24 protein-coding genes are annotated in these 23,781 nt (G+C 72.3%); 10 read left to right on the plus strand and 14 right to left on the minus strand.

Features of this window, described 5'->3' with window-relative positions:
- Positions 1-41: 41 nt before the first annotated feature.
- The 5 genes from M8J73_RS05305 to M8J73_RS05325 are packed head-to-tail and all read right to left on the minus strand — an operon-like array spanning position 42 to position 6,109.
- On the minus strand, positions 42-386 hold the full coding sequence (locus M8J73_RS05305) for a DoxX family protein (RefSeq protein WP_055539576.1): 345 nt from the start codon (positions 384-386) through the stop codon (positions 42-44).
- Entirely contained in the window at positions 383-2,350 is a 1,968-nt protein-coding gene (locus tag M8J73_RS05310) for an acetoacetate--CoA ligase (protein ID WP_055539577.1), read from the minus strand. The genes M8J73_RS05305 and M8J73_RS05310 overlap by 4 nt, the downstream gene beginning before the upstream one ends.
- Entirely contained in the window at positions 2,347-3,930 is a 1,584-nt protein-coding gene (mhpA, locus tag M8J73_RS05315) for a bifunctional 3-(3-hydroxy-phenyl)propionate/3-hydroxycinnamic acid hydroxylase MhpA (RefSeq protein ID WP_055539578.1), read from the minus strand. Before mhpA ends, M8J73_RS05310 begins: the two co-directional genes overlap by 4 nt.
- 19 nt (positions 3,931-3,949) lie before the next feature.
- On the minus strand, positions 3,950-4,927 hold the full coding sequence (locus M8J73_RS05320; RefSeq protein ID WP_055539579.1) for a fumarylacetoacetate hydrolase family protein: 978 nt from the start codon (positions 4,925-4,927) through the stop codon (positions 3,950-3,952).
- A 36-nt stretch (positions 4,928-4,963) separates the two neighbouring features.
- Positions 4,964-6,109 carry a VOC family protein gene (locus tag M8J73_RS05325; RefSeq protein ID WP_055539580.1) on the minus strand — a complete coding sequence of 382 codons (1,146 nt, stop codon included), beginning with the start codon at positions 6,107-6,109 and terminating at the stop codon, positions 4,964-4,966.
- Between the two features lie 135 nt (positions 6,110-6,244).
- Here M8J73_RS05325 and M8J73_RS05330 point away from each other — a divergent pair, with 135 nt between their 5' ends.
- Complete coding sequence (locus M8J73_RS05330) at positions 6,245-6,880, plus strand: TetR/AcrR family transcriptional regulator (RefSeq protein ID WP_206187874.1); 636 nt, start codon at positions 6,245-6,247, stop codon at positions 6,878-6,880.
- A gap of 118 nt (positions 6,881-6,998) precedes the next feature.
- Positions 6,999-7,124 carry a hypothetical protein gene (locus M8J73_RS44690; RefSeq protein ID WP_274757587.1) on the plus strand — a complete coding sequence of 42 codons (126 nt, stop codon included), beginning with the start codon at positions 6,999-7,001 and terminating at the stop codon, positions 7,122-7,124.
- Positions 7,125-7,140: 16 nt separating this feature from the next.
- Here the strand turns inward: M8J73_RS44690 and M8J73_RS05335 are convergent, their stop codons facing one another.
- Complete coding sequence (locus M8J73_RS05335) at positions 7,141-7,779, minus strand: TetR/AcrR family transcriptional regulator (RefSeq protein ID WP_055539583.1); 639 nt, start codon at positions 7,777-7,779, stop codon at positions 7,141-7,143.
- 185 nt (positions 7,780-7,964) lie between these two features.
- Between M8J73_RS05335 and M8J73_RS05340 the strand changes: the two genes are divergently transcribed.
- Positions 7,965-9,578 carry an MFS transporter gene (locus M8J73_RS05340; RefSeq protein ID WP_055539584.1) on the plus strand — a complete coding sequence of 538 codons (1,614 nt, stop codon included), beginning with the start codon at positions 7,965-7,967 and terminating at the stop codon, positions 9,576-9,578.
- 501 nt (positions 9,579-10,079) lie between these two features.
- Here the strand turns inward: M8J73_RS05340 and M8J73_RS05345 are convergent.
- The 5 genes from M8J73_RS05345 to M8J73_RS44695 all read right to left on the minus strand — a co-directional run bounded on the left by M8J73_RS05345 (position 10,080) and on the right by M8J73_RS44695 (position 14,513).
- A complete protein-coding gene (locus M8J73_RS05345) occupies positions 10,080-10,730 on the minus strand; it encodes a TetR family transcriptional regulator (RefSeq protein ID WP_055539585.1) in 651 nt (216 codons plus the stop codon).
- A gap of 103 nt (positions 10,731-10,833) precedes the next feature.
- A complete protein-coding gene (locus tag M8J73_RS05350; RefSeq protein WP_055539586.1) occupies positions 10,834-11,922 on the minus strand; it encodes a catalase family protein in 1,089 nt (362 codons plus the stop codon).
- 28 nt (positions 11,923-11,950) lie between these two features.
- A complete protein-coding gene (locus tag M8J73_RS05355) occupies positions 11,951-13,291 on the minus strand; it encodes a Dyp-type peroxidase (RefSeq protein ID WP_055539587.1) in 1,341 nt (446 codons plus the stop codon).
- Between the two features lie 13 nt (positions 13,292-13,304).
- Positions 13,305-13,913 (minus strand): hypothetical protein, encoded by a 609-nt coding sequence (locus M8J73_RS05360; RefSeq protein WP_055539588.1) that lies wholly within the window; start codon positions 13,911-13,913, stop codon positions 13,305-13,307.
- Positions 13,914-14,384: 471 nt separating this feature from the next.
- On the minus strand, positions 14,385-14,513 hold the full coding sequence (locus M8J73_RS44695; protein ID WP_274757586.1) for a hypothetical protein: 129 nt from the start codon (positions 14,511-14,513) through the stop codon (positions 14,385-14,387).
- A 186-nt stretch (positions 14,514-14,699) separates the two neighbouring features.
- On the opposite strand from M8J73_RS44695, the gene M8J73_RS05370 reads away from it, so the two are divergent.
- From M8J73_RS05370 to M8J73_RS05380, 3 genes are all read left to right on the plus strand, one after another.
- Complete coding sequence (locus tag M8J73_RS05370) at positions 14,700-15,095, plus strand: DUF2795 domain-containing protein (protein ID WP_249828303.1); 396 nt, start codon at positions 14,700-14,702, stop codon at positions 15,093-15,095.
- A gap of 126 nt (positions 15,096-15,221) precedes the next feature.
- Positions 15,222-15,662, plus strand: coding sequence for a CBS domain-containing protein (locus tag M8J73_RS05375; protein WP_249828304.1), 441 nt, complete (start codon positions 15,222-15,224; stop codon positions 15,660-15,662).
- Positions 15,663-15,698: 36 nt separating this feature from the next.
- On the plus strand, positions 15,699-16,241 hold the full coding sequence (locus M8J73_RS05380) for a type 1 glutamine amidotransferase domain-containing protein (RefSeq protein WP_055538370.1): 543 nt from the start codon (positions 15,699-15,701) through the stop codon (positions 16,239-16,241).
- A gap of 76 nt (positions 16,242-16,317) precedes the next feature.
- Here the strand turns inward: M8J73_RS05380 and M8J73_RS05385 are convergent, their stop codons facing one another.
- Together M8J73_RS05385 and M8J73_RS05390 are read right to left on the minus strand one after the other, a co-directional pair.
- The gene (locus M8J73_RS05385) at positions 16,318-16,938 is read right to left on the minus strand and encodes a TIGR03086 family metal-binding protein (RefSeq protein WP_055538369.1); all 621 of its coding nucleotides are present in this window, start codon (positions 16,936-16,938) and stop codon (positions 16,318-16,320) included.
- A complete protein-coding gene (locus M8J73_RS05390; protein WP_079054787.1) occupies positions 16,935-17,168 on the minus strand; it encodes a DUF6158 family protein in 234 nt (77 codons plus the stop codon). The genes M8J73_RS05385 and M8J73_RS05390 overlap by 4 nt, the downstream gene beginning before the upstream one ends.
- A gap of 86 nt (positions 17,169-17,254) precedes the next feature.
- On the opposite strand from M8J73_RS05390, the gene M8J73_RS05395 reads away from it, so the two are divergent.
- Positions 17,255-18,376: a baeRF2 domain-containing protein gene (locus tag M8J73_RS05395; protein WP_055538367.1), complete on the plus strand. Its 1,122-nt coding sequence runs from the start codon at positions 17,255-17,257 to the stop codon at positions 18,374-18,376.
- A gap of 121 nt (positions 18,377-18,497) precedes the next feature.
- Here M8J73_RS05395 and M8J73_RS05400 read toward each other — a convergent pair whose 3' ends face one another.
- Positions 18,498-20,117, minus strand: coding sequence for an ABC-F family ATP-binding cassette domain-containing protein (locus M8J73_RS05400; RefSeq protein WP_055538366.1), 1,620 nt, complete (start codon positions 20,115-20,117; stop codon positions 18,498-18,500).
- A 1,006-nt stretch (positions 20,118-21,123) separates the two neighbouring features.
- Between M8J73_RS05400 and M8J73_RS05405 the strand changes: the two genes are divergently transcribed.
- The 3 genes from M8J73_RS05405 to M8J73_RS05415 all read left to right on the plus strand — a co-directional run bounded on the left by M8J73_RS05405 (position 21,124) and on the right by M8J73_RS05415 (position 23,746).
- Complete coding sequence (locus M8J73_RS05405; protein ID WP_249828305.1) at positions 21,124-22,611, plus strand: bifunctional phosphatase PAP2/diacylglycerol kinase family protein; 1,488 nt, start codon at positions 21,124-21,126, stop codon at positions 22,609-22,611.
- 99 nt (positions 22,612-22,710) lie between these two features.
- Positions 22,711-23,532 carry a class I SAM-dependent methyltransferase gene (locus M8J73_RS05410; protein ID WP_055539025.1) on the plus strand — a complete coding sequence of 274 codons (822 nt, stop codon included), beginning with the start codon at positions 22,711-22,713 and terminating at the stop codon, positions 23,530-23,532.
- A 43-nt stretch (positions 23,533-23,575) separates the two neighbouring features.
- Positions 23,576-23,746 carry a hypothetical protein gene (locus M8J73_RS05415; protein WP_055539026.1) on the plus strand — a complete coding sequence of 57 codons (171 nt, stop codon included), beginning with the start codon at positions 23,576-23,578 and terminating at the stop codon, positions 23,744-23,746.
- Positions 23,747-23,781 lie beyond the last annotated feature (35 nt).

The following is a 23,781-nucleotide window of genomic DNA, read 5'->3' on the forward strand; positions in this document are numbered from 1 at the left end:
TCACAAGGAGCTGCCCATGCCCGGCCCGTACAGGACGTACGTCAGCCGGCGGCGACCGCCGTTGCCGCGTACGTCACGGCGATCAGGGCCAGTGCAATGGCCGGGAGCGCCCGGGGCGGCGGGTCGCCGCGGCGCAGGTGGACCGCCGCCGCCGCGGCCATCAGCAACGCCAGTCCCGTCGCGGCGGCCACGCCGAGCGGGAGCGACACCAGTCCCAGTAGCAGCCCGGCGGCCCCGGCCACCTCCAGTGCGCCGACGACGCGGTAGTGGCCCGGTGTCATGCCGAGGTGGGCCGCCGCCCGACGCATGAACGGCACGGCTGCGATCTTCGCCAGGCCCAGGGGGAGGAAGACCAGGGACAGGGCGACGGCGAGCACTGTTCTCATGCGGTGGTCCTGCCCTTGCGGCGCTCCTCGCCCAAGCCGGCGTAGTAGGCGATGAGGTCGGGGGCGTCCAGCGCGGCCGGATTCACGACCTGCTCGACACGGGCGCCCTGGAGGAGGCGCTTGACCGGGACCTCCAGTTTCTTGCCGGTGCGGGTGTGCGGGATGCCCGGCACTTCGAGGATCTCGTCCGGGACGTGGCGGGGGGAGGCCCCGGTGCGGATGGCCTCCTTGATCCTCTCGCGCAGGGCGTCGTCGAGCGTCACCCCTGCCGCGGGGACCACGAACAGCGGCATCCAGTAGCCGCCGTCCGGCTCCTCCGCGCCGATGATCAGGGCCTCGGTGATCTCGGGGAGGCGTTCGACGACATGGTGGATGTCGGCGCTGCCGAGCCGGACGCCGTTGCGGTTGAGAGTGCTGTCGGAACGGCCGTGGACGATCACCGAGCCATGGCCCGTGACGGTGATCCAGTCACCGTGCCGCCAGACGCCCGGATAGGAGGAGAAGTAGGCGTCGCGGTAACGGGTGCCGTCGGGGTCGTTCCAGAAGTACAGCGGCATCGAGGGCATGGGGCGGGTGACGACCAGCTCGCCGACCTGGTCCACCACCGGCGAGGCCGCCGCGTCGTACGCGGCCAGCGCCACACCCAGGTGCGGTGCCGACAACTCCCCGGGCCAGACCGGGGTGTTGGGCGCACTGCCCGCGAAGCCCGACACCACGTCCGTGCCGCCGCTGATGGAGGCCAGCAGCACCCGCTCCCCCACATGGTCGCGGACCCACGGGTAGGCGGACGCCGGCAGGGCGGACCCCGTGCAGCCGACCACGCGGACCGACGACAGGTCATGGCCGGCCGGGTCGATGCCGAACTTGGCCATGCCCAGCAGGTATTGGGGGCTGGTACCGAAGACGGTGACCCGGTGTCGGGCGGCCAGTTCCCACAGGACGTCGAGCTTGGCGAAGGGGGCCGGGCTGCCGTCGTAGGTGCAGGTGGTGGCGCCGGTCAGGAGGGTGGAGGCGACCAGGTTCCACATCATCCAGTGGGTGGTGGTGTACCACAGCAGGCGGTCGCCGGGGCCTAGGTCGGAGTGCAGGCCGAGGGTTTTCAGGTGCTCCAGCAGGACGCCACCGTGGCCGTGGACGATGCCCTTGGGCAGGCCGGTGGTGCCGGAGGAGAACACCACCCACAGGGGGTGGTCGAACGGCACCGGCGTGCAGATGACATCCTCGCGGCGGGTGGCCGCGTCCTCCCATGGGATGACCGGCGACGGGGACGTCCGCGACGGCCAGGGCAGGCCCACGTGGTCCACCAGCAGGGTGGCCTTCAGCGTCGGCAACGCGTGGGCGAGGTCGAGGGTGGCGTCACGGCGGTCGTGGGTGGTGCCGTTGAAGAGGTAGCCGTCGGCGGCGATCAGGACGGTGGGTTCGAGCTGGGCGAAGCGGTCGGCGGCGGCTTGCGGGGCGTAGTCCTGTCCGCACACCGACCAGACGGCGCCCAGGCTCGCGGCGGCGAGGAACGCGACGATCGCGTGCGGGGTGTTGGGCAGGTAGCCCACGACCCGGTCGCCCGTACCGACGCCCAGGTCGCGCAGGGTGGCGGCGACGGAAGCGACCAGCGCGCGCAGCCGCTCCCCCGTCACCTCGTACCCGGCGCCGGTCTCGTCGAGCGCGACGATCGCCACGTCCTCGTCGGCCAGGTTACGCAGAGCGTGGTGGGCGTAATTGAGGGTGGCGCCGGGGAACCAGCGGGCGCCCGGCATCCTCTCCTCGGCCAGCACCTGCTCGTAGGGGGTGTCGGCGTCGATGTCGAAGTACTCCCACACCGCGCCCCAGAAGCCCTCCAGGTCGGTGACCGACCACTGGTGCAGGGCGGCGTAGTCGTCCGGGTCGATGCCCTGGCGCCGGGCGAAGTCCGCGATGCGACTGGCGGCCGCCGTCCGCGGATCGGGCGTGAAGAAGGGCGTGCTCATCGCGTCGTACTCCTCAACGGGCTTTTCAGGGGCGTCCGTTCGGCAGGAACAGGGTTTCGTGTGGTGTGCAGCAGGGCCGCCCAGTCGGCGGTCGAGGTGAAGTCGCGTCCACCGGCCGGGACGACGTCCATGACGACGCGGTCGGGGCGGAGCAGTACGGCGTCCACGCGTCCGGCGCGCAGCCAGGCGGCGAGGGTGCCGTCGTCGCCGAGGTCGGTCACGGAGAGCGCGGGTATGCCGAGGCTGTGGGCGAGCGCGGTCAGTGAGGGGCCGGGGTCGGTGGTCGTCAGGACGGTGAAGGAGTCGCCGAGCAACTCGTCGAGACGGGTACGCCGTCCGTCGACGCTCATCCACGGCTGCGGGCAGTGCGTGCCCGCCAGGCCACGGCGGACTTTGCGCCGCACGAGGGGGCCGGCGGTCAGGGGCGGGCTGAGATCGCGGCCGGCCAGCTCGGTCAGGCCGGGTATGCGGCAGGCCGCGGCCAGAAGCCTGCGGCGCATCGCGGCGGCGCCGTCCTGGCCGCCGGTCATGGCCCAGCCCATGGCGACCGCGAGGCGGATCACATGCCGTGCGTGCGGCTTGCGTTCACTCTCGTAGGTGTCCAACAGCTTTGCCTGAGCGCCGTGTCGGAGGACGCGGGCGAGTTTCCAGGTGAGGTTGTAGGCGTCCCGCAGCCCCGAGCACAGCCCCTGCCCGACGAACGGCGGGGTGAGGTGGGCGGCGTCGCCGAGCAGGAAGACCCGTCCGCTGCGCCAGCGGTCGGCGACCCGCGCCCGGAAGGTGTACTGCGTCTCGCGGACGACCTCGAAGTCCCCGTCGTACGACGGCGGCAGCCACGGGGCGACCAACTCGCGGACCGGCTGCTCCGCCCCCTCGCGCAGCCGGAACTCCCAGCGGTAGCGGTCCTCACCCACCCGCATGAAGGTGGCCGGCCGGTCCGGGTCGCAGACCTGGTCGACGCCCTCCCAGCAGCGGACGTCGGCCGTCGTGCGGACGTCGATGACGGTCCAGTGTTCCTCGAAGCGCAGATCCTCCCATACGGCTCCGATGGCCTCGCGGGTGAGGCTGTTGGCGCCGTCGCAGCCGAGCACCGCGTCGGCCCACACCTCGTGCTCGCCGGCGTCGTCGCGGTAGGCGACCCGCACGGGGCCGGTGGTGTCGGGGCCGATGCCCGTGACCTCCACTCCGCCCCGGAGCTCGCACTCGGGGCGCCGGACCAGGGCATCACGCAGCACGCGTTCCAGCTCGGGCTGATCGAACATGCTGGTCTGCGGATAGCCGTGCAGGCCGTGCTCGGAGCGGCGGAACTCGGCCATCACCCGGTGCCGGGCGTCCAACAGCCGCAGCCCCTTCGCCGGGCGGGCGATCGCGGTGAACTCCTCGCCTACGCCTGCGGCCTGGAGGATCCTGCGCACCTCGTCGTCGGTGGCGACGGCGCGTGGGAGCGGGTAGACGTCCTGGTGGCGTTCGAGGACGAGACTACGGATTCCGTGCCGAGCCAGGAGGAGGGCGGCGGTCACGCCCACCGGTCCGGCGCCGACGATCACGACGGGCACACGTGCGGCTTCATCGATGGTCATGTGCGGCTCACCTCGGGTGTTATTTCGCGTCCGTGACGGGCGTGCGCTGCTCGCCGAGGTCGATCCGGCCGTCCGGGGTCGCGATCGTCGCCGTGATGACATCACCCGCGTGCAGGTAGTGCGGGTTCTTCGCCTGACTCTTGAAGAACGCCTTCCACTTCACGGCGGGCGGCAGCAGCGCGCCGATCTTCTCCACCGCCTTGGGCGGGGCCTTCAGCGCCGTGCCGCCGGGGGTTCCGGTGAGCAGCAGGTCGCCGGGGTCGAGGGTCTGGAAGCGGGCCAGCAGGGTCAACGCCTGCGCCGGGCGGACGATCATGTCGGCGAGAGTGCGGTCCTGGCGCAACTCGGCGTTGACGCTCAGCTTCAGCCGCAGATCGAGGAGACGGGAGAAGTCCTCCGGCTCCAGCAGGGCCAGGTACGGCCCGGTCGGAGTGAAGGTGGGGTACGACTTGCTCTCGTAGAACTGCGTCTTGGTCAGCTGCACCTCCCGGGCGCTGACGTCGTTGGTGATCACGAGCCCGGCAACGTACGAGGGCAGGTCCCGCTCCTCGACCACGGTGCCGACGGGCAGCGGCGCCCCCATGACCAGGCCGAGTTCGATCTCGTAGTCGAGGAACTTCACGTGCGCGGGGCGGACGACGGCGTCGCCGGGGCCGCTGACCGAGCCGGACGCCTTACGGAAGAAGGCGGGCGGGATGTCGCCGGTGAAGCCCGAATCGCGGGCGTGGCTGCGGTAGTTGACCATCTGGGCGACCACCCGGCAGGGCGTGGTGACCGGCGAGAGTGCGACCAGGTCGGCCACGGGCGTGCCGGGCTCGCCGGAGGCGGCGGCCTCGCGGACGGCGGCGCGGTCGGCCACCAGCTCCGCGGTGGTCACGGCCTTGGTCTCGACGGGGACGGCCCGGTCGATGGGGGTACCCCCTGCTCGAGCGGAGTCGAGAGCTTGGGGGAGGACGACCCACCAGCCGTCGGTGGTACGCAGGACTTTGGTGCTCATGTCAGTGCCTTCGTGAGGGGATTGGGGTGTGGAGGTTCAGGAGTTGGCGGCCTTGAGCAGGCCGAACAGGCGCGCCGGGTCCATCTCGTTGTCGCCGCGCAGCGCCTGGATGACGTCGCGGACCCGCTGCGGGGAGGGGCTCGCGCCGAGGAAGTCACGGGTGGCCGGCGGCCCCCACTGGGCGAGGCCGCTGGTGGACATCGGGGCCCAGCCGGGTTCGACGTCGCAGGTGAACAGGTCGCCGTCGGCGAAGTGTTCCAGCATGAAGCGGTCCGGGTCGCGCCAGTAGTCGAACAGCTGGCTGCCCTGGATGTGCCGACCGATGCCCCAACTGCGCTTGTATCCGCGCTCCTTGAGGTATTCGCCACCGGTGGCGATCGAGTCGAGGTCGGTGACCTGGTAGGCGGAGTGGACATAGCCCGTGCCCGGGCCCAGGTGCATGGCCAGCGTGTGGTGGTCGGCGGGCACACCGCCCAGGTCGCAGCGGATGAACGCCATCGTCGGGCCGCGGTCGCGCCGGCCGTCCAGGAACAGGAAGTCGGACACGATCATGCCGAGGGTGTCCAGGTACCAGTCCAGGGCCCGGCCGAACACACGGGTCTCCAGGACCACATGACCGAGACGCTGGATGCGGGACGGCTCGCGCGGCGGACGCTGGGTGGCGTTCGTACGGCGGTGATCCGTGCCGAAATTGAGCAGCAGCGGCTGCTGTTCCGGCAGCGCGGGAAGGGGCGCGGCGCAGTGCACGACCCGCACCGGGAAGCCCGAGGGGTCGAACAGGTCGACCACCTTGCCACCGCCCGGCACGTCCCCGTCCCGCACGTCCCTGCCCGTCGCACGGGCCAGCCGGTCCAGGTCGGCGCGCTCGGCAGCCCGGAACGCCGGGCCGATGAAGCGGGACGTGCGCCCCTTGCGGATCACCATGCAGGGTGAGCCGGCGAAGGTGCCGCGCAGCCACAGCTCCCGCTCGGTGCGGGCGGCGACGCCGAACCCGAAGTCCCGGGCGAAGACCTCGGCGCGGTCCAGGTCGGGCTTCTCGAACTCCAGCCAGGCCAGGTCCGCCACCTTGATCACCGGGTTCCGGGAGCGGCCGGGGTGTTCGCCGCGCAGGGCGCCCTGCTCGCTGTGGAGGTCCTGGTGGGCCGTGATGACATCGGTCCCGTTGACGCGGGTTTCAGACATGGTGCCCTCCGAGCAACATCGCCGTAATGAGGAAATCATCAACTGTGACAGTTCTATCGTCAAGGTGTTCGCGGCGAGAAATGATGAAGTCATCAGGACTGCGATCGCCATCGTCCCGGCGGTTAGACTCTTCGCATGTCTACGTCAGCCCCGCCCAGCAACCGGTTCGAGCGGCGCCGTGCGGAGACCCGCAGGGCTCTCGTGCGAGCGGCCCGGCAGATACTCGCCGAGACCGGGGACACCAGCGTCAGCATCCAGGCGATCGCCGAGCGCGCGGATGTGGGTTTCGGCTCCTTCTACAACCACTTCGACTCCAAGACGGAGCTGTTCGAGGCGGCCGTGGTGGACGCCCTGGAGGAGTTCGGCCAGAGCTTCGATGAGCGCCTGGCCGGGATCGACGACCCGGCGGAACTTCTCGCTGCCGGCTTCCGGCTGAGCGCCCGCATGGCCGACTCCCACCCGGAGCTGATGCAGGTCCTGCGCCGCCGCGGCCTCGGCCACATCCACTCGGACAACGGACTGGCCCGCCGGGCGCTGCGCGATCTCCAGGTCGGCATCGCCTCCGGCCGTTTCACCACCCTCGACCCGACGGTCGCCCTGTCCGCGCTGGCCGGAACCCTGCTGGCCCTGGTGGAGCTGCGCTTCGCCCGCCCCGAGGTGGACGGCGACGAGGCCGCGATGAACCTCGCCGAGATGGTCCTGCGCATGCTGGGCCTGCCGGCGGACGACGCCCACGAGGTCGCCCGGCGCCCCCTCCCCGACCTCGGCTGACGCCACCCGGGCGGACGACGAGTCCGGGCGGAAGGCGACCGCGCGGCCGGTGAAGCGGGCATCGATCCCGCCCACCGTGGTGATGCCCGACCACAGGCGGAGCCCCTCGGGAACGTTCTTGCAGCGGTTGCCGGAGGCCGCCGAGTGGGCGGCGCTCACGGTCACGTCGCCGACGAGCGGGAGACTGGCCGTCACGCTGATCCGGCCCGACTGGTCGGCCCGCGACACCTCCGTCTTCGGGTGATGCTTCGGGAAGGCGCCTACGCACCGTCACCCTCGGGCCGTACGAGCCCCCGGACACAGGTGGCGGCATGGCCGGCGTCCACGCCCATCGCGATCAGGGCGGCGATCGCGGTGCCCGTGCCGTCGTCGCTCCAGGCCCCGCCGTTCACACAGTCCAGAAGGCCCAACAGGTACCCCTCCAGCACCCGGGCCAGCACGGCCGGCGGAACACTGACCTGGAAGGCCTCCTGCCGCTGCCCCCGACCGATGATCGCCTCCGCCAGGTCGCGCGCCGGGGCGAGAACTTCTGCGACTCGTTCGGCCCCGAGGTCCTGGGGGGCGAGACGGAGCAGGATGCGGTAGCGGTCACCGACGGGCCATACGGCGAGGACGAAGCGCGCCAACTCCGTGACGGCGTCCGCCGCCGGAACCCGCGGGGCCGCGAGTGCCTGTCGCAGCGCCTGCGCGGCGTCCTCCACCAGCCCCTCCACCAGTGCGGCCCGGCCGTTGAAGTGGCCGTACACGGTACGGCGCACCACACCTGCCGCCTCGGCGATGCCACCGAGGCTCGCGTCGGGGTCACGACCGAGTTCCCGCCTGGCCGCTTCGAGGATGCGGGCCCGTGTGAGCAGGGTTCGGCTGCGTTCAGGAGCTGCCGTGACGGGTGAGCGGGTCATGTCGGACCTCCGTTCGACGGGGAGGGCGACTCGATAGTTGCACATGGACGGGCAACAAACTAGTCTGCACATCAACGGGCAATTAACTGCACTCGGTGCTGTGCTCAGCCCTGTCCGCGCACGCACCGCTCCCCATCGATCCGCACCCCGAAGCCTCCGCTTCACCTCCTGCCGAGGAGCCCCCGATGCCGCTCTTTGCGAACACACCCGTCGAGAAGATGACCGCGCCCTATCCACGCCGCTGGTGGGCCCTGCTGGTCCTGTGCCTGAGCCTGCTGATCGTCGTCATGGCGAACACGTCGCTGATCGTGGCCGCCCCCGACATGACCAAGGACCTGGGCCTGTCCAGCAGTGACCTGCAGTGGGTCATCGACGGCTACACCGTCCCCTACGCCGCGCTGATGCTCGTGCTGGGCGCGATAGGCGACAAGTACAGCCGCCGCGGTGCCCTGGTGCTGGGCCTGCTGATCTTCATCGGCGGTTCGTTGATGGGCGGCCTGGTCGACGAGACCAACCTGGTCATCGTCGCCCGCGCGATCATGGGCGTGGGTGCCGCCGTCGTCATGCCGGCCACACTCTCCTTGCTGGTCGCGATGTTCCCTCGCGGTGAGCGCGCCAAGGCGATCACGGCATGGTCCGCCACCTCAGGGCTCGCCATCGCCGCGGGCCCGCTGGCCGCCGGGTGGCTGCTGGAGGACCACGCCTGGGGCTCCACCTTCCTGATGAACGTCCCCGTCGCCGTCCTCGGCGTCGTCGGCGCACTGCTCCTGGTCCCGCCGTCGAAGGCGGAAGGCATGGGCCGGATCGACTACGTCGGCGGTCTGCTGTCGATCGTCTCCGTCGGCTCGTTGGTCTACGCGACCATCGAGGGCCCGCACTTCGGCTGGGGCGCCGGCCCGATCACCGCTGCCGTGATCGCCGGTGTGGGTCTGCTGGCCTTCGTGGCCTGGGAGTTGAAGCACCCGAACCCGATGCTGGACGTGCGCAAGTTCGCCGAGCGTCCCTTCAGCGGCTCGATGCTCGCGGTGCTGTTCTTCTTCTTCGGAACCTTCGGCTCGATCTACTACTCCACCCAGTTCCTGCAGTTCGTCCTCGGCTACAACGCCCTGGAGACCGGCATCCGCCTGCTGCCGTTGGCCGGTGCGGTGTTCGTCGGCGCCGCGGTCACCGGCAAGCTGGCCCCGAAGCTGGGCGTGAAGCTGGTCGTGGGCACCGGCATGGTGATCGGCACGGTGGGCGTCTTCCTGCTCACACGGATCGAGTCGGGCTCGACGTACACCGACTTCCTGTCGCCCCTGCTGCTGCTCGGCTTCGCGATCGGCCTGAGCCTGTCGCCGGCCACCGACACCATCATGGGTTCCTTCCCGGAGGACGAGCTGGGGGTCGGCGGCGGCGCCAACGACACCGCCCTGGAACTCGGCGGCGCCCTGGGCATCGCCGTCCTCGGCTCGCTGCTGGCCACCTCCTACAAGGACAAGCTGACCGACCTGGTCGGCGGCCACCTCCCGGCCGAGGCCATGGACGTCGCCAAGGACTCCGTCGGCGGCGGCATCGCGGTCGCCGAGCAGGTCGCCAAGAACCCCCAGGGCGGCGCCGAGCAGGCCCAGACCCTGCTGGGGGCGGTGCACGAGTCCTTCGCCCACGCCATCGCGCACACCAGCCTCGTCGGCGGCATCATCATGGCCGCCGGGACCCTGATCGTCATCGCCGTCCTGCCCGGCCGCAAGGACGCCGCCAAGCACCGCGAGGAAGAAGCGGCCGAGACCACCCAGGAGCAGACCGAGACCGTGGGCGTCTGAGTCCACGAGGTCTGCGCGGCCCATGGCCGCAGGCCGGGGGCCGGGAACTCGTTTCCGGCCCCCTCCACCCAGGACGGGCTGTGCCTGAGAGCTCCGAACAAGAGGGGAGTCCGATCAGCCCGCGGCGTCTGGTGCGTGCGATCGCAAGGCGCCGGAAGCTCCTCGATGGGGGTCCCCCCGCTCGAGCGGAGTCGAGAGTGGGGGAGGAGCTACCAGGGGCTTTCGGCAACGCGGCGAGCGTGCGTGCCAGGCGTCGCGAGCCGGGCTCCCCTTTTGTTCGGAGCTCTGAGCGGCGCACGGCCCCGGACGGTGCCGGGAGGGGACGCCCGGCACCGTCCCTTTCTGCTGTCATGTCCGCCCCTGAGGGCCCGGCGCAACCCGGCGAAAGCGGAGCCACAAGGCCCGCCGACCGGCAACCGTGCACGGGAGACACATGACAAGACCCCGGTGCCTTCGACCGGGGTCTGTTCGTACCTCTGCGTGCGCAGCCGTGCCGCGGGCTCACCCCTCGGCGCCGGCCTCCGCGGTGGCCGCCGTGGCGGCCACCTCTTCGACCACGACGCGTGCCTGCTTCTCCGGCACGCCGACAGCGATGAGTGTGGTGACGGCGACCCGGGTGCCGTCGTCCTCCAGCGCCCCGATGTTGACCTGCTCCAGCAGGGCGACCGTCATGGCCTCCAGACCGGCGCTCAGCACCGCGGGCGGCAGATGGGAGTGGAAGACACCGTCTCGCTGCCCGCGCTCCAGGATGGCCGTGACATTGACGCGGGCGGGCTTGAGGATCTCGGCGACACGTTCCATACCCAGGTCCCGCTGGGCGAGTGCCAGAAGCATGCGGTAGCGGTCGCCGACGGGCCACATCGACAACGAGAAGCGCGCGAGCGCCCGCTCCGCCGGCTCGGTCGCCGTCGCTCCGACCGCCACGGCGGACTCGATCGCCTCGGCGGCCTCCTCGGCCAGTGCCTCCAACAGCGCGGCCCGCCCGGGGAAATGCCCGAACAGCGTGCGCCGTACGACACCGGAGGCGCGGGCCAGCTCTTCCAGGGTGATGTCCGGGTTCCGTCCGAGTTCCTGGCGTGCGGTGGCCAGGATGCGCGCCCGGTTGGACCGTGCGTTGCGTCGCTGCGGGACGCGGCCGACGGGCTGGGACACGGAAGGACCTCGATGAAGGAAGGACGAACAGGGGGGTGCCCTCATTCTGACACGCGGCCCCCGTGCCGACCCCCGGCCGCAGCCGCGGATCGGCACACCGTGATCAGGCGGGAAGCTCCTTGATGTCGGACGGCTCCTGCGGCTGGATGCCGTTGTAGTGGTGGCGGAAGTCGCTGGAGGCGGGGTAGGCGGCGCGGCGCGAGCGCATGATCGAGCCGAGCGGGCGGTGTGCCTCCAGGGCGTGCCAGGGGCTGAAGGAGAGGACGTCGTCGGCGTAGCGGCGGCGGGCGTCGCTGTAGGCGTCCTGGGCCCGGAGATGCAGCACGGCCACGGTCTGGTGCGGTGACAGTTCCTCGGGCCACAGGACCGAGGCGTCCTCCACCGGCATCCGGTCGATGTCCGTGCACAGCTGGGCCCGGATGTCGTACTCGGCGCTGTTGTCCGCGAAGAAGTCGACGACGAGGTCCCTCAGCGCCGACTCGCCGGCCTTCTTGTCGACCTGGCTGCCGGTGAGGGCCTTGACGTTCGCCGAGCGCGGCGAGGCCGAGATCTTGGCGACGTGGTCGCCGTAGCGCAGGGCGGCCATGGAGTGGAAGGTCTCGCCGAGGATGTGGTCGTTGGCGGCGGCCAGGGTCTCGACGGCGGGCGGAAGCGGACGTCCGACGCGGGTGAGGGCCTTGGCGGCCACGCGGGCGGCCGCGCCGGTGAGCTGGAGTTGCTGGTCGCTCTGGCCGGGCTGTTTCTCCAGGATGCCCTGGAGTTTGGCGTATTCGGCGATGTTGCCGAAGGGCAGGGTGGGGTGGTTGACGAGGAGGAAGTCCTGGGTGGTGAAGCCGTCGTCGAGGGCACGGGGCCCGGGGGCACCGATCACCTTCATCGCGAGGCCGCGCTGGACGGGCACCTGGTCGGAGCGCAGGTCGCCGGGGGCGGAGGAGAAGCGGACGATGACCGGGTAGGTGACCGGTTCGGCGAAGAGGCCCTGGGCGAGGGGCGCCGGGAGGCCGGACTGGATGCGCAGCTCGCCGGCGAGAACCCCGTGGCTCTTGGCGTGGGCGTCGCGCAGGCCGTGGCGGTGTTTGTCGGCGACCTGCTGATTGGCCTTGCCCATGGCCGCGACGACCTGGCGGACGAGTTCGTCCTCGTCCGGAAAGGGCTGTTCGAGGTCGGGGCTGTAGCGGACGTACGAGGTCATGGGGAGTGTCTCCGCACGGGGTGGGGGGTCAGTTGCTGCCGAGCCAGCGGATGGCGGACAGGCTCGGCATGAAGAAGTACTCGCCGCCGAGGAGGGTGTTGAAGGACTGGATGTTCTGCACCCGGCGGGGCGGAGTCCCCGGCACGGTGAAGTAGGCGCCCTTGTCCTGGAGCGAGATCAGCGGGTCCTTCTCCTTGCCCAGGCCCATGAAGTTGCCGGAGCCGATCCACTCGCTCTGCAGGAACTCCACGTTGTCGATCGCGCGGGCGCCGAGGGCGATGAAGTCCAGGCCGCGCGGTGTGCCGTCGTCCTTGAGCCGGTCCGGGGGCAGAGGGGTGCCGTAGGAGGTGCCGCGTCGGATGATCCGGCGGATGTTGACGTCGGTGAGGACCGTCAGCTTGGTGTCGCGCGGGTTCATCCGGCGGATGTGGGAGCCGAGCGGGGTGCGCAGTCCGCGCGGGTCGGCGGAGTAGTCGAAGTCGTTGATCCGGTTCGGGTCCTCGCCGATCGCGGCGTTGTCGCGCTCCGGGGCCAGGGCCAGGGGTGCGCCGCTGCGCCAGCGGCCGACCAGCTTGGCGGCCAGCAGCTCGCGCTCGGCCTCGGTGGAGGCGTTGTCGTGCAGCCACTTGTTGAAGACCGCGACGTGGGAGTGGTACTTGCGGAAGACGACGTACGTGCCGTTGCGGCCCAGGACATCCGGAGCCGGTACGGGCAGCGGCACACCGGTCTCGCTCGGGTAGCCGAGGACGAACTCACCGGCCTTGATGGGCCGTCCGTCGCCGGGCAGCGGTTCGGCACCGCTGCCCTCGACCACCGGCTGGCTGAAGCCGTCCCGGTAGCCGAAGACGTTGAACCCGTCGGCCGCGAAGTCCTGGTGCGACAGCAGCCGCACACCCGGGACCTCGCCCAACTCCTTCTCGTAGGCGGCGACTTCCGCCCGCCAGTCGTCCTCGCTCGCGGCGTAGACCGTGACGGCGACATGCACGCGCGGCGTGCCGAACGGGAACTCCCAGCGCTCCGGCGCGTTCAGGCCGGTGTCGCGCAGCCGTTCGGCGCGGGCGGCCATCCCGGCACGGAAGTTGGCGGGGAAGGAGGCCAGTGACGTCTCCGGCAGGCCCAGCGCGACCAGTCCTTGGTAGCTGATCGCGACAGCCAGCCAGGACGGCTGCGGCTCGTCCCAGCGGGCCGCCGATGTCACCCGCGGGGCCAGCCGGCGCAGCAGTTCCCTGCCCGCGGCCGGTTCGGTGATCTCCAGGATCGCGTGGGTGCCGAAGTAGGGCTCGGGCCGGGCCCGCAGCAGCGTCGCCTGGATGTCGTCGAGATCCAGGGTGGGCGGGCGGCGCAACCGCCGGAACAGCGGGGAAGGCATGGTGCGCCCGCCTTCAGTTGAGGTCGGCGAGGAACCGCTGCACGGCGGCCTCCTGCCGCTTGAGCCGGTGGCCTTCCGCGACGGTGAGGCCCGGGTGGGCGACGAACCACGCCTCCGCCGGGAGCTGGTGCTTGACGATGAAGTCCTTCACGTCCGGCGAGGTGATGCCGGGCCAGCCCTCGACGTTGCTGAACAGGTAGTCCATGAACTCGGGGATCTTGGTCGCGAAGTCGTCGATGTAGGGGTCCCACTCGCCGTCGAAGGCGGTCGCGAAAAGCAGCTTGGTGTCGTTGTCGAGGAACACGAAGCGCATGTTGTGCAGCGTGCCGACCTGGCCTGCGCCCGCCAGGTTCCCGCCGACCAGGTGGAAGAACTTCCGCAGCCGCTCGGCGCCGTTCGGCTTCAGCGGCAGGATCGTCGTCAGCTCGGACACCTCGCCGCTCTTGGCGCCGATCCGGCCGGCGGTGGTGACCGCGTGTTCGGCCATCTCCGCCTTGTCGGCCAGCACCTCGGCGGCCTTGAGCTTGAGAGCGATCTTCGCGTCCGACAGCGCGGCGTCCACCTTCTCGCGGACGGCGGCGGGGAACTCCTGGAACTTCGCGTGCAGGTCTTTCTGGCTCATGGCGCCTTCCTCAGGGTGGGGCGGATGGCAGGCAAGCGGAACGAGACCCATTCTCTGACCATCCCCGCATAACTGATTACATCATCAGTCTACTGATCCCTGCTAGTCAACGCACCAGCCGCGAGCAGGCACATGACCCACGCCACGATGAGACAGGTCGACATCCGGGGACGGCCGGTCGCGAGCGCCGACCAGGCCGTCACGCACGCCGAGCGGGCGGCCGCGGTCGGGCGCGGGCAGGCGGGCGGGGCCGTCGGGGCGGTAACCGAGCTCGTCGGTGACCCGCAGGACCCCCGCCGCCGGGTTTCCTCGCTCGCGCCCCGCCGCCGGGTTTCCTCGCTCGCGCCCCGCCGCCGGGTTTCCTCGCTCGCGCCCCGCCGCCGGATCAGGGAGCACGGGAGGCGCCGACCTGCATCAAGAAGCCGGGCTAGGCCGCTTTCGCCCAGCCCGGCGGCCGTCGGGGGGGGGCCGTCAGGGGGCGGGTACCACCGGGTCGGGCTCGGGGTCCTCGACGGGTGGTAGCAGCACCTCCTCGTAGCGGCCCAGCGCCAGAACGGCGCAGAGCATCAGCATCGGAATGATCACAGCGATCACCGCCATGGGCCCGGTCCTTCCCCAGGGAATGTGCGGTGGGGGGTGTCAGGGCGGGTCTCCCCTGCATGGACGGCCAAACCCGGGCGGCAAGCGGAACCCCGGCACGAGGAACGGAACCGGCCGCCCCCGGAACGCCCGTGTCGACGCCGGGCCCTCGGGTACGCGTGGGCCACACCCACCATGGAGGGGCTTATGCAGCGAGGCAGCGACCGCCTGAACGTCCACCGCGACGACGAGATGAAGCACGAACTTCAGGGGCTGCTCCGATCCGGGCACCCCACGCGGACGGAGGAGTGGCACGACCCGGAGCCGTACGCCGAGGACGACCCGGAGGTCGCCCACGGACCGGTGACACCGAGCCGCGCACCCGCCCGGGTGGAGACACTGCGCCTGGAGCTGGCCCGTGTTCTGGGCCGCACCTCGTTCCCGGCGGGGCCCGGCGAGCTGATCCGCGTCCTGCGCGACAAGCACGCCCCGGACAGCCTCGTCGAGCCCGTGGAGCGGCTGCCGAGGAAGGCCCGCTACGACTCCGTGCACCAGCTCGCGGAGGCCGTGGTCGGCACCCGGGACAGCGACGGGAAGAGGTGACCGGACGGGCACGGAATGGACACACGACGGGGTGCATGGCCGCCCCGCTCACGGGTACTGCGGGCCTCGTCCCACCCACGCGGGCGTGCCCCGCACCCCGGGAGCAGCTAGGAGAGGCAGACCAGCATGGCTGATTTCGTCAGGGACGTCATGACGCCGGGCGTCGTGACGGTCCGCCCGGACGCCTCACTCGTGGAAGCGGCGCAGCTGATGCGCGCGCAGGACGTCGGGGACGTCCTGGTCACCGTGGACGAGCAGCTCGTCGGGGTGCTGACCGATCGTGACATCACCCTGCGGGCCGTCGCCGACGGCGTGGACCCGCTGACGGTGAGCGCCCAGGCCGTGTGCACCCCGAACCCCGTGGTGATCGGGCCGGACGACGCGCTGTCCACGGCCGTCGCGCTCATGCGCGACCACGCGATACGGCGGCTTCCGGTCCTGGCGGACGGGCACCCGGTGGGCATGGTGAGCCTCGGCGATCTGGCCGTGGCCCAGGACCCTGACTCGGCGCTCGCCGACATCAGCCGCGCCGAACCGGACGGCTGGCCGGGCGGGAACCCCGTCTGACCCGCGACGTCCGAGGAGAAAGGAGACCGAACGCATATGCGTATCGCATTCCTGACCGCACCGGAGGGTGTGGAGCAGATCGAACTGACCGAGCCCTGGAAGGCGGCGAAGGACGCCGGTCACGAGCCGGTGCTGGTGTCGACGCGGCCGGGCCGCGTCCAGGCGTTCAACCACCTGGACAAGGCGGACACGTTCGCCGTGGACGAGGTGGTGGGCGAGGTGCCCGCCGAGTCGTTCGACGCGCTGGTGCTGCCCGGCGGGGTGGCCAATCCGGACTTCCTGCGGATGGACGAGAAGGCCGTCTCTTTCGTGCGGGAGTTCTTCGAGCGGGGCCGGCCGGTCGCCGCGATCTGTCACGCGCCGTGGACGCTGGTCGAGGCGGGCGTGGTCCAAGGCCGGGTCCTCACCTCGTGGCCCAGCCTGCGCACGGACATCCGCAACGCGGGCGGCGAATGGGTCGACGAACAGGTGCGGGTCTGCGACCACGGGCCCAACAAGCTGATCACCAGCCGCAAGCCCGACGACCTGAAGGCGTTCTGCGAGGCCTTCCTCGACGTCTTCCAGACGGCCGGTGTCTGAGTCCGGCACCACACAGGGGGCGCCCGCACAGCTGTGCGGGCGCCCCCTGCTCGTCGCCCTCGTCGCCCTCGTCGCCCTACGGTCGGCGGCCGAGCAGGCACAGCAGCGCGGTCTGGGCGTCGGCGTCCGCCGGCGGCTCCACGGGGGCCGCGAACAGCCCGCTCTTCTCCAGGTCCCCCGCGTAGGGGGCGATCTCCTGCGTCGTGAACGTCACGAGTTTCTCGGGGAGCCGCTCGTCCGCGCCGATCGCGCGGGACAGGTCCCAGGTGTGGACGACGAGGTCCGCGATCATCTGCGCGCAGTACGCGGTGGCCGGGGTGTCGCCGTACGACAGGTGGACGGTGCGTTCGAGCGCTCCCGGCGCGGTGAACGCCTCCCGCGCGGAGCGGGCCGCCGTGTCCCAGGACGTGGCCGGGTCGGGCCCCAGCAGATCCCCGTCGAACGTGTCGCCGACCTCCTCGATCATGCAGCTGTCCCGGACCAGCGGCGGCACCCACAGCTGTTCGGAGACGAGGTGGTTGACGAGGTCGCGGACCGTCCACTCGGCGCACGGGGTTCCCGCGCCCCACTGGTCGTCGCGGACGGCGTGCACCCGGTCACCGAAGAGGTCCTGGGCCTCGGCGTGCAGGGCGAGCAGCGGAGGGGGCTCCGCCGAGCCGGACGCGTCGCCGGCCGGGTCGGACGTCGTACGTGTCATGACGGCCCCGGTCCTCGGTCCCGCGCGCCCTCACGTGTGCGCCCGGAGACCACCGGGCGGCGCGGGTGGCGGCGCAGGTACTCGCCCTCCAGTTGCGCCATCCGCTCGTTGTGGGTGCGCAGCGCTTCGGACGATCCGTGCAGCAGCGTGTCGTGCCGCGTCCGGTGGATCGACTCCAGCTCCTTCATCAACTGCTGGTCGTCCAGCTGGTCCGGGTGCACTCCGGTCATGGTGGTACCCCGATCTTCGTGTTCCTCCATGAGGTCCGGGTACCCGCCCGGCAAGCGTTACCCCGAGCGGCATCCGGGAGGGAGCCATGGATCTCGCGTTTCTCCATCCACTGTACGAACATCCCGGTCCCTGGGCCTCCGTGTACGTCGGTACGTCCGCGCCCACGGAGTCCATGGCCCACGAGCGGTCCCTGACGGCGGCCGCCGTCTCCCACGAGCTCGCCGAGCAGGGGGCGGACGAGGCGACCTGCCGGGCCGTGCACCAGGCGGTGGAGGAGCTGCGGCACGACGCCGAGCCGCACGGCCGGGCGCTGTTCGCCCGTGACGGCCGGGTGGTCCTGGACCCGCCGCTGGCCGCGCCGCCACCGGCCAATCAGGCCTTCTGGGCTCCGCTGCCGCGTGCGGCGCCGCTGCTGGACCTGGCCGGGGAGGACCCGGTGTGCGTGGTGGCGTACGTGGACCGGCGGGGCGCCCGCTTCGAGCTGCGCGACGCCCTCGGCGGGGAGGACGCCGGGGCGGTGGTCGGGCGGCAGTGGCCGGTGCACCGGACGAGCACGGTCGACTGGTCGGAGCGGCACTTCCAGCTGCGGGTGGAGAACACCTGGGAGCACAACGCGGCGGAGGTCGCCGACGCGCTCGCCGTGTGCCAGGAGGACGCCCGCGCAGATCTGCTGATCCTCGTGGGTGAGGACCGCGAGCGGCACGCCGTGCGGGACCGGCTGCCGCAGCGGCTGCTGGACCGGGTGGTCGAGGCCCCGCACGGGGCGGGCAGCAGGCTGCTGGACGAGGACGTGGCGCGGATCCGCGCCGAGCACGTCCGCCGGCTGGCCGCCGACGAGGTCGAACGGTTCCTCGCGGCGCGCGGCCCGGACGCCGAGGGGCGCCGGGGGGCCGTGGAGGATGTGGCCGACCTGGTGGAGGCGGCGCGGGAGCACCGGATCGACGAGCTGCTCGTCCGCGCCGAGGGGCCCGACACGCATCGCGCGGTGTGGGTCGGCGAGGATCCCGACCAGCTGGCCGTACGCCGTACGGAGCTGCGGACGCTGGGGCTTGCCGAGGACCGCGCCCGGTCGGCGAGGGCCGACGACGCCCTGCTGCGGTCCGCGGTGGCCACCGGCGCCCCGGCGATGTCCGTGACACCGGCGCCCGAGGCCGCGGACGCCGGGATCCCGGTCGGCGGCCTGGGCGCGCTGCTGCGCTGGACGTGACCCCGGCCGGTCAGCGGTGCGCGGCGGTCACCACGCACCGTTGACCGGGCGACCCGCCACGCACGGACGACGCCACGCGCGGACGACGGTGGCACGGGCGACGGACCACAGTGGGCGCGTCCTAGCGGGCGCGTTCCACCCGGCGCTCGTCCCAGACCGGCTCCGGGGTCTCCCGTACCCGGCCGTCGGAGCCGAAGACGAGATAGCGGTCGAACGAACGGGCGAACCAACGGTCGTGGGTGACCGCGAGCACCGTGCCCTCGAAGGCCTCCAGGCCCTCCTGGAGGGCCTCCGCCGACTCCAGGTCGAGGTTGTCGGTCGGCTCGTCGAGGAGCAGGGCGGTGACTCCCTGGAGTTCCAGGAGGAGGATCTGGAAGCGGGCCTGCTGGCCGCCGGAGAGCCGGTCGAAGGGCTGCTCGGCCTGTCTGGTCAGCTCGTAGCGGCGCAGCCGTGACATGGCGGCGCCCCGGTCCTGCGCGTGCTCCTTCCACAGGATGTCGAGCAGGGTCCGCCCCTCCAGCTCCGGATGGGCGTGTGTCTGCGCGAAGTGCCCGGGGACGACCCTGGCGCCGAGCTTCCACTGGCCCGAGTGGGCCACGTCCTCACCGGCGAGCAGCCGCAGGAAGTGCGACTTGCCGGAGCCGTTGGAGCCGAGGACGGCGACCCGCTCGCCGTAGAAGACCTCCAGGTCGAAGGGTTTCATCAGCCCCGTCAGTTCGAGCCCGGCGCAGGTCACGGCCCGTACGCCGGTGCGGCCGCCCTTGAGGCGCATGGTGATGTCCTGCTCGCGCGGCGGCTCGGGCGGCGGCCCGGCCTCCTCGAACTTGCGCAGCCGGGTCTGGGCGGCGGCGTACCGCGAGGCCATCTCATGGCTGACCGCGGCGGCCTGTCGGAGTGTCAGCACGAGCTTCTTCAGCTGGGCGTGCTTCTCGTCCCAGCGGCGGCGCAGTTCCTCGAACCGCTCGAACCGCTGCCGACGGGCCTCGTGGTACGTGTCGAACCCGCCGCCGTGTACCCAGGCGTCGGCGCCCGCGGGGCCCGGTTCCACGCTCACGATCTTCTGGGCGGCGCGGGCGAGCAGCTCCCGGTCGTGGGAGACGAACAGGACGGTCTTGCGGGTCTCCGCGAGCCGCTCCTCCAGCCAGCGCTTGCCGGGGACGTCGAGGTAGTTGTCGGGCTCGTCGAGAAGGAGTACCTCGTCGGTGCCGCGCAGCAGCGCCTCCAGCACGAGCCGCTTCTGCTCGCCGCCGGACAGGGTCCGCACCTGCCGCCACTGCGCCTTCTCGTACGGCATGCCGAGCGCGGCGGTGGTGCAGATGTCCCAGAGGGTCTCGGCCTCGTAGCCGCGGACCTCGGCCCAGTCGGAGAGGGCCTGGGCATAGGCGAGCTGGGCCGCCTCGTCGTCGACGGTCATGATCCCGTGCTCGGCCGCGTCGACGGCGCGGGCGGCCTCCCTGATGCCGGGCTGCGCCACGGACACGAGCAGGTCCCGGACGGTCGTCTCGTCGCGCACGGAGCCCACGAACTGGCGCATCACGCCGAGCCCGCCGGTCACGGTGACCGATCCCCCGTGTGGCTTCAGCTCCCCGGAGACCAACCGCAGCAGCGTGGTCTTCCCGGCGCCGTTGGGACCCACGAGGGCGACCACGGCCCCCTCCCCCACCCGGAACGACACATCGCCGAGCAAGGCCCTCCCGTCAGGAAGGTAGTACTCCAGATGCGCCGCTTCGAGATATCCCATGGGGCGCATTCTCCGAGCCCCGCGAACCCGGAAGCAAACCGATAAGCCACACCGCCACCGACGCCCCGCGCCCCGGCGGGGGACCGCCCGGCGCCCCGGCCGCGGACCGGCGGGTGCTCCGCTCACGCCCGGCCGGGGACCTGCGTACGCGCTCCCCCGGCCCCAACAGGGCCGCGCCCCCCGACCCGCCACCGGCGACCGGGCCTCCGAAGGCCGCGCCCGCGCCCCGGTCCGTCCGCCTCTGGCTCCGGCGGGCCGCGACCCGAGGGTACCTCCGCCCTGGCCACGAGCCCGGAACCGCCCGGCACCCCGACCGCGGACCGGCGGGTGCTCCCCGCACGCCCGGCCGGGGACCTGCGTACGCGCTCCGCCAGCCGCTACAGGGCCGCGCCCCCCGCCCCGCCACCGGCGACCGGGCCTCCGAAGGCCGCGCCCGCGCCCTGGTCCGTCCGCCTCTGGCTCCGGCGGGCCGGGGCCCGAGGGTGCCTCCGCCCTGGCCACGAGCCCGGAACCGCCCGGCACCCCGACCACGAACCAGCGGGTGCTCCCCGCACGCCCGGCCGGGGACCTGCGTACGCGCTCCGCCAGCCGCTACAGGGCCGCGCTCCCCGCCCCGCCACCGGCGACCGGGCCTCCGAAGGCCGCGCCCGCGCCCCGGTCGGGTCCGACTCGGCCTCCGGGGGGAGCCGGTGACTCGAGGGCACCCCCGCCTGAGCCCGGCGCCGCGGGCGGGCGTGCGCTCCCCACCCGGTCGTGGACGGGCACGGACGCGGATGCGCGCTCCCCCCAGCCGCGACAGGGCCGCGCTCCCCCGACCCGCCACGGGCTGCCCTGCCTCCACGGCCGCGTCCCCGCCCCGCTCGGTCCGCCTCGGCCCGGAGGGCGGGGCGGCGCGGGCCGGTGGAGGGCGGGCAGGGCGCCGTCGCGCAGGGCCTCAGCGGCGGCCTATGGCCCGACCGCACCCCCGGCTGACACGGTTGCCGCACCATGGGGTACCCGTGGACTCATGACCGCAGACGTCGACCTCACCGTCCGCCCGCCGGGCCACCACATTCTCCGGGATCGTTTTCTCGCCGCGGACAGCCGCCTCTTCAACGCGGTGGCGACCCGCGACTGGCCGGGCGCCCACCCCATGCTGCCGAGGCTGAGCCGCGCCGCCAACCACGGCGTCCTCTGGTTCGCCACGGCGGCCGTGATCGCCGCGACCCGCAGCCCGAGGGCCCGCCGGGCCGCCGCCCGCGGTGTGGCCTCCCTCGCCCTCGCCTCGGCGACGATCAACACCCTCGGCAAGCGCACCGTGCGCCGCCCCCGCCCGGTCCTGGACAACGTCCCCGTCATGCGCCAACTGAAGCGCCAACCGATCACGACGTCGTTCCCGTCGGGCCACTCGGCCTCCGCCGCCGCCTTCGCGACCGGCGTCGCGCTGGAGTCCCGTGGCTGGGGCGCGGTGGTCGCCCCGCTCGCGACCGCCGTCGCGCTGTCCCGCGTGTACACGGGCGTGCACTTCCCGAGTGACGTCCTGGCCGGCGCCGCGTTCGGGGTGGGCGCCGCCTACGCCGTCCGGGGCATGGTGCCGACCCGCGACCAGCTCGCGCCCCCCGGCCGCCCCCGCGCGGACGCGCCCGCGCTGCCGGACGGCGAGGGCCTGGTCATGGTCGCCAACACCGCCTCCGGTACCGCCGACCGGGTACGCGCCCTGCGGGACGCCCTCCCCGGCGCCCAGACGGTGGAGTGCGAACCGGAGGACCTGCGCGCCGAGTTGGAGAAGGCGGCCACCCACGCCCGGGTCCTCGGTGTGTGCGGCGGCGACGGCACGGTGAACGCCGCCGCCGAGGTCGCCCTGCGCCACGGCCTGCCCCTGGCCGTCCTGCCCGGCGGCACGTTCAACCACTTCGCGCAGGACCTCGGCGTGGAGGACGTCCGCGACCTCGGCCGCGCCCTGCGCCGGGGCGAGGCCGTCCGGGTGGACGTGGGCCACTTCCGGTCCGGTGAGACGGAGGGCCATTTCGTCAACACGTTCAGCGTGGGCGTGTACCCGGAGCTGGTGCGGGAGCGCGAGCGCTGGGAGCGGATCTTCGGCGGCTGGCCGGCCGGGGTGATCGCGGCGGTGCGTGTCCTGCGCTCCGACCGGCACCCGCTCCAGGCCACGTTCCAGGGCCGGCCGCGCCCGATCTGGCTGCTGTTCGCGGGCAACGGCACGTACCACCGGCTGGGCCTGGCCCCCGGTCACCGTTTCGACCTCGCCGACGGGCTGTTCGACGTCCGTGTGGTGCACGGCGGGCGCCGGCCGGCGCTGCGGCTGCTGGCGGCGGCCCTCGCCGGCCCGCTGACCCGCTCCCCCGCACACGCCGCGGTCCGGGTGAACCGGCTCCGCATCGAGGGCGTCACACCGGGCACCCCGCTGGCGTACGACGGTGAGGTCACCGAGGTGCACGGCGATCTGACGCTGCAGAAGCTCCCAGAGGCGCTCACGGTCTACCGGCCCCTCGGCTGACCCCGGCCGTTCACTCAACGTCCAGCATTCAAGACGGCGGTCTCAACATTCGGCACAGGCGCGTACGGTTCCCCCAGGACCTGGAGAAGGGGAACGGCCATGTCGAAAGCACGGGAGACCGCCGTCTACACGCACGGGCACCATGAGTCGGTACTGCGGTCGCACACCTGGCGGACGGCCGCCAACTCGGCGGCGTACCTCCTCGGTTCGCTGAAGCCGCACATGAAGGTCCTGGACATCGGGTGCGGCCCCGGCACCATCACCGCGGACCTCGCCGCCCTGGTCCCGGACGGCCACGTCACCGGCGTCGACCACGCCCCCGGCATTCTGGAGCAGGCGCGGGCCACGGCCGCCGAACGGGGCCTGACCAACGTGGACTTCGCGGTCGCCGACGTCCACGCGCTGGACCACCCGGACGACACCTTCTGCGTGGTCCACGCCCACCAGGTGCTCCAGCACGTCGGCGACCCGGTGCAGGCGCTGCGCGAGATGGCGCGGGTGACGAGGCCCGGCGGTCTGATCGCGGTCCGCGACTCGGACTACGCGGCGATGACCTGGTTCCCGGAGTCGGCGGGCATGGACGACTGGCTGGACCTGTACCGGAGGGTGGCCCGGGCGAACGGCGGCGAGCCGGACGCCGGGCGCCGGCTGAAGTCCTGGGCCCTGCGGGCCGGACTCACCGACATCACGGCCACCTCCTCCACGTGGACGTACTCCACCGCCGAGGAGCGGGCCTGGTGGAGCGGGCTGTGGGCGGACCGCACGGTCGCCTCCGCGTACGCCGAGCGGGCCACCGAGGGCGGTCACGCCACCGAGGAGCGGCTGCGGACGATCGAGGCCGCCTGGCGGGAATGGGGGCGACAGGAGGACGGCTGGTTCGCCGTACTGCACGGCGAAATTCTCTGCCGTAAGCAGGCCTGACTCCTGGAATTCTGGAGACCCGGGCCCTCAGGAGGTTCGCGAAATGGTTCCCATCCTGCTGGTACTGCTGCTGGTGCTGATCCTTTTCGGTGCCGGATTCGCGGTTGAGGTTCTCTGGTACATCGCACTGGCCGTCCTGGTCCTGTGGCTCCTCGGATTCCTGCTGCGCGGCACGACCGCCGGCGGGGGCAGGGGCCGCTGGTACAGGTGGTGAAGGAACTCCCCGGGGACCGGGCAGGACGAAACCGC

Origin of the sequence: Streptomyces neyagawaensis, from assembly GCF_023516595.1 — a bacterium.
Taxonomy (GTDB): domain Bacteria; phylum Actinomycetota; class Actinomycetes; order Streptomycetales; family Streptomycetaceae; genus Streptomyces; species Streptomyces neyagawaensis.

Coding starts and splice junctions, on each gene's coding strand:
- M8J73_RS05325 (WP_055539580.1), bottom strand. CDS start 6,109: ATGTCTGAAACCCGCGTCAACGGGACCGATGTCATCACGGCCCACCAG.
- M8J73_RS05340 (WP_055539584.1), top strand. CDS start 7,965: ATGCCGCTCTTTGCGAACACACCCGTCGAGAAGATGACCGCGCCCTAT.
- M8J73_RS05320 (WP_055539579.1), bottom strand. CDS start 4,927: ATGAGCACCAAAGTCCTGCGTACCACCGACGGCTGGTGGGTCGTCCTC.
- M8J73_RS05350 (WP_055539586.1), bottom strand. CDS start 11,922: ATGACCTCGTACGTCCGCTACAGCCCCGACCTCGAACAGCCCTTTCCG.
- M8J73_RS05395 (WP_055538367.1), top strand. CDS start 17,255: ATGGATCTCGCGTTTCTCCATCCACTGTACGAACATCCCGGTCCCTGG.
- M8J73_RS05415 (WP_055539026.1), top strand. CDS start 23,576: ATGGTTCCCATCCTGCTGGTACTGCTGCTGGTGCTGATCCTTTTCGGT.
- M8J73_RS05360 (WP_055539588.1), bottom strand. CDS start 13,913: ATGAGCCAGAAAGACCTGCACGCGAAGTTCCAGGAGTTCCCCGCCGCC.
- M8J73_RS05405 (WP_249828305.1), top strand. CDS start 21,124: ATGACCGCAGACGTCGACCTCACCGTCCGCCCGCCGGGCCACCACATT.
- mhpA (WP_055539578.1), bottom strand. CDS start 3,930: ATGACCATCGATGAAGCCGCACGTGTGCCCGTCGTGATCGTCGGCGCC.
- M8J73_RS44695 (WP_274757586.1), bottom strand. CDS start 14,513: ATGGCGGTGATCGCTGTGATCATTCCGATGCTGATGCTCTGCGCCGTT.
- M8J73_RS05370 (WP_249828303.1), top strand. CDS start 14,700: ATGCAGCGAGGCAGCGACCGCCTGAACGTCCACCGCGACGACGAGATG.
- M8J73_RS05335 (WP_055539583.1), bottom strand. CDS start 7,779: ATGACCCGCTCACCCGTCACGGCAGCTCCTGAACGCAGCCGAACCCTG.
- M8J73_RS05410 (WP_055539025.1), top strand. CDS start 22,711: ATGTCGAAAGCACGGGAGACCGCCGTCTACACGCACGGGCACCATGAG.
- M8J73_RS05380 (WP_055538370.1), top strand. CDS start 15,699: ATGCGTATCGCATTCCTGACCGCACCGGAGGGTGTGGAGCAGATCGAA.
- M8J73_RS05375 (WP_249828304.1), top strand. CDS start 15,222: ATGGCTGATTTCGTCAGGGACGTCATGACGCCGGGCGTCGTGACGGTC.
- M8J73_RS05355 (WP_055539587.1), bottom strand. CDS start 13,291: ATGCCTTCCCCGCTGTTCCGGCGGTTGCGCCGCCCGCCCACCCTGGAT.
- M8J73_RS05310 (WP_055539577.1), bottom strand. CDS start 2,350: ATGAGCACGCCCTTCTTCACGCCCGATCCGCGGACGGCGGCCGCCAGT.
- M8J73_RS05390 (WP_079054787.1), bottom strand. CDS start 17,168: ATGACCGGAGTGCACCCGGACCAGCTGGACGACCAGCAGTTGATGAAG.
- M8J73_RS05305 (WP_055539576.1), bottom strand. CDS start 386: ATGAGAACAGTGCTCGCCGTCGCCCTGTCCCTGGTCTTCCTCCCCCTG.
- M8J73_RS05385 (WP_055538369.1), bottom strand. CDS start 16,938: ATGACACGTACGACGTCCGACCCGGCCGGCGACGCGTCCGGCTCGGCG.
- M8J73_RS05400 (WP_055538366.1), bottom strand. CDS start 20,117: ATGGGATATCTCGAAGCGGCGCATCTGGAGTACTACCTTCCTGACGGG.
- M8J73_RS05330 (WP_206187874.1), top strand. CDS start 6,245: ATGTCTACGTCAGCCCCGCCCAGCAACCGGTTCGAGCGGCGCCGTGCG.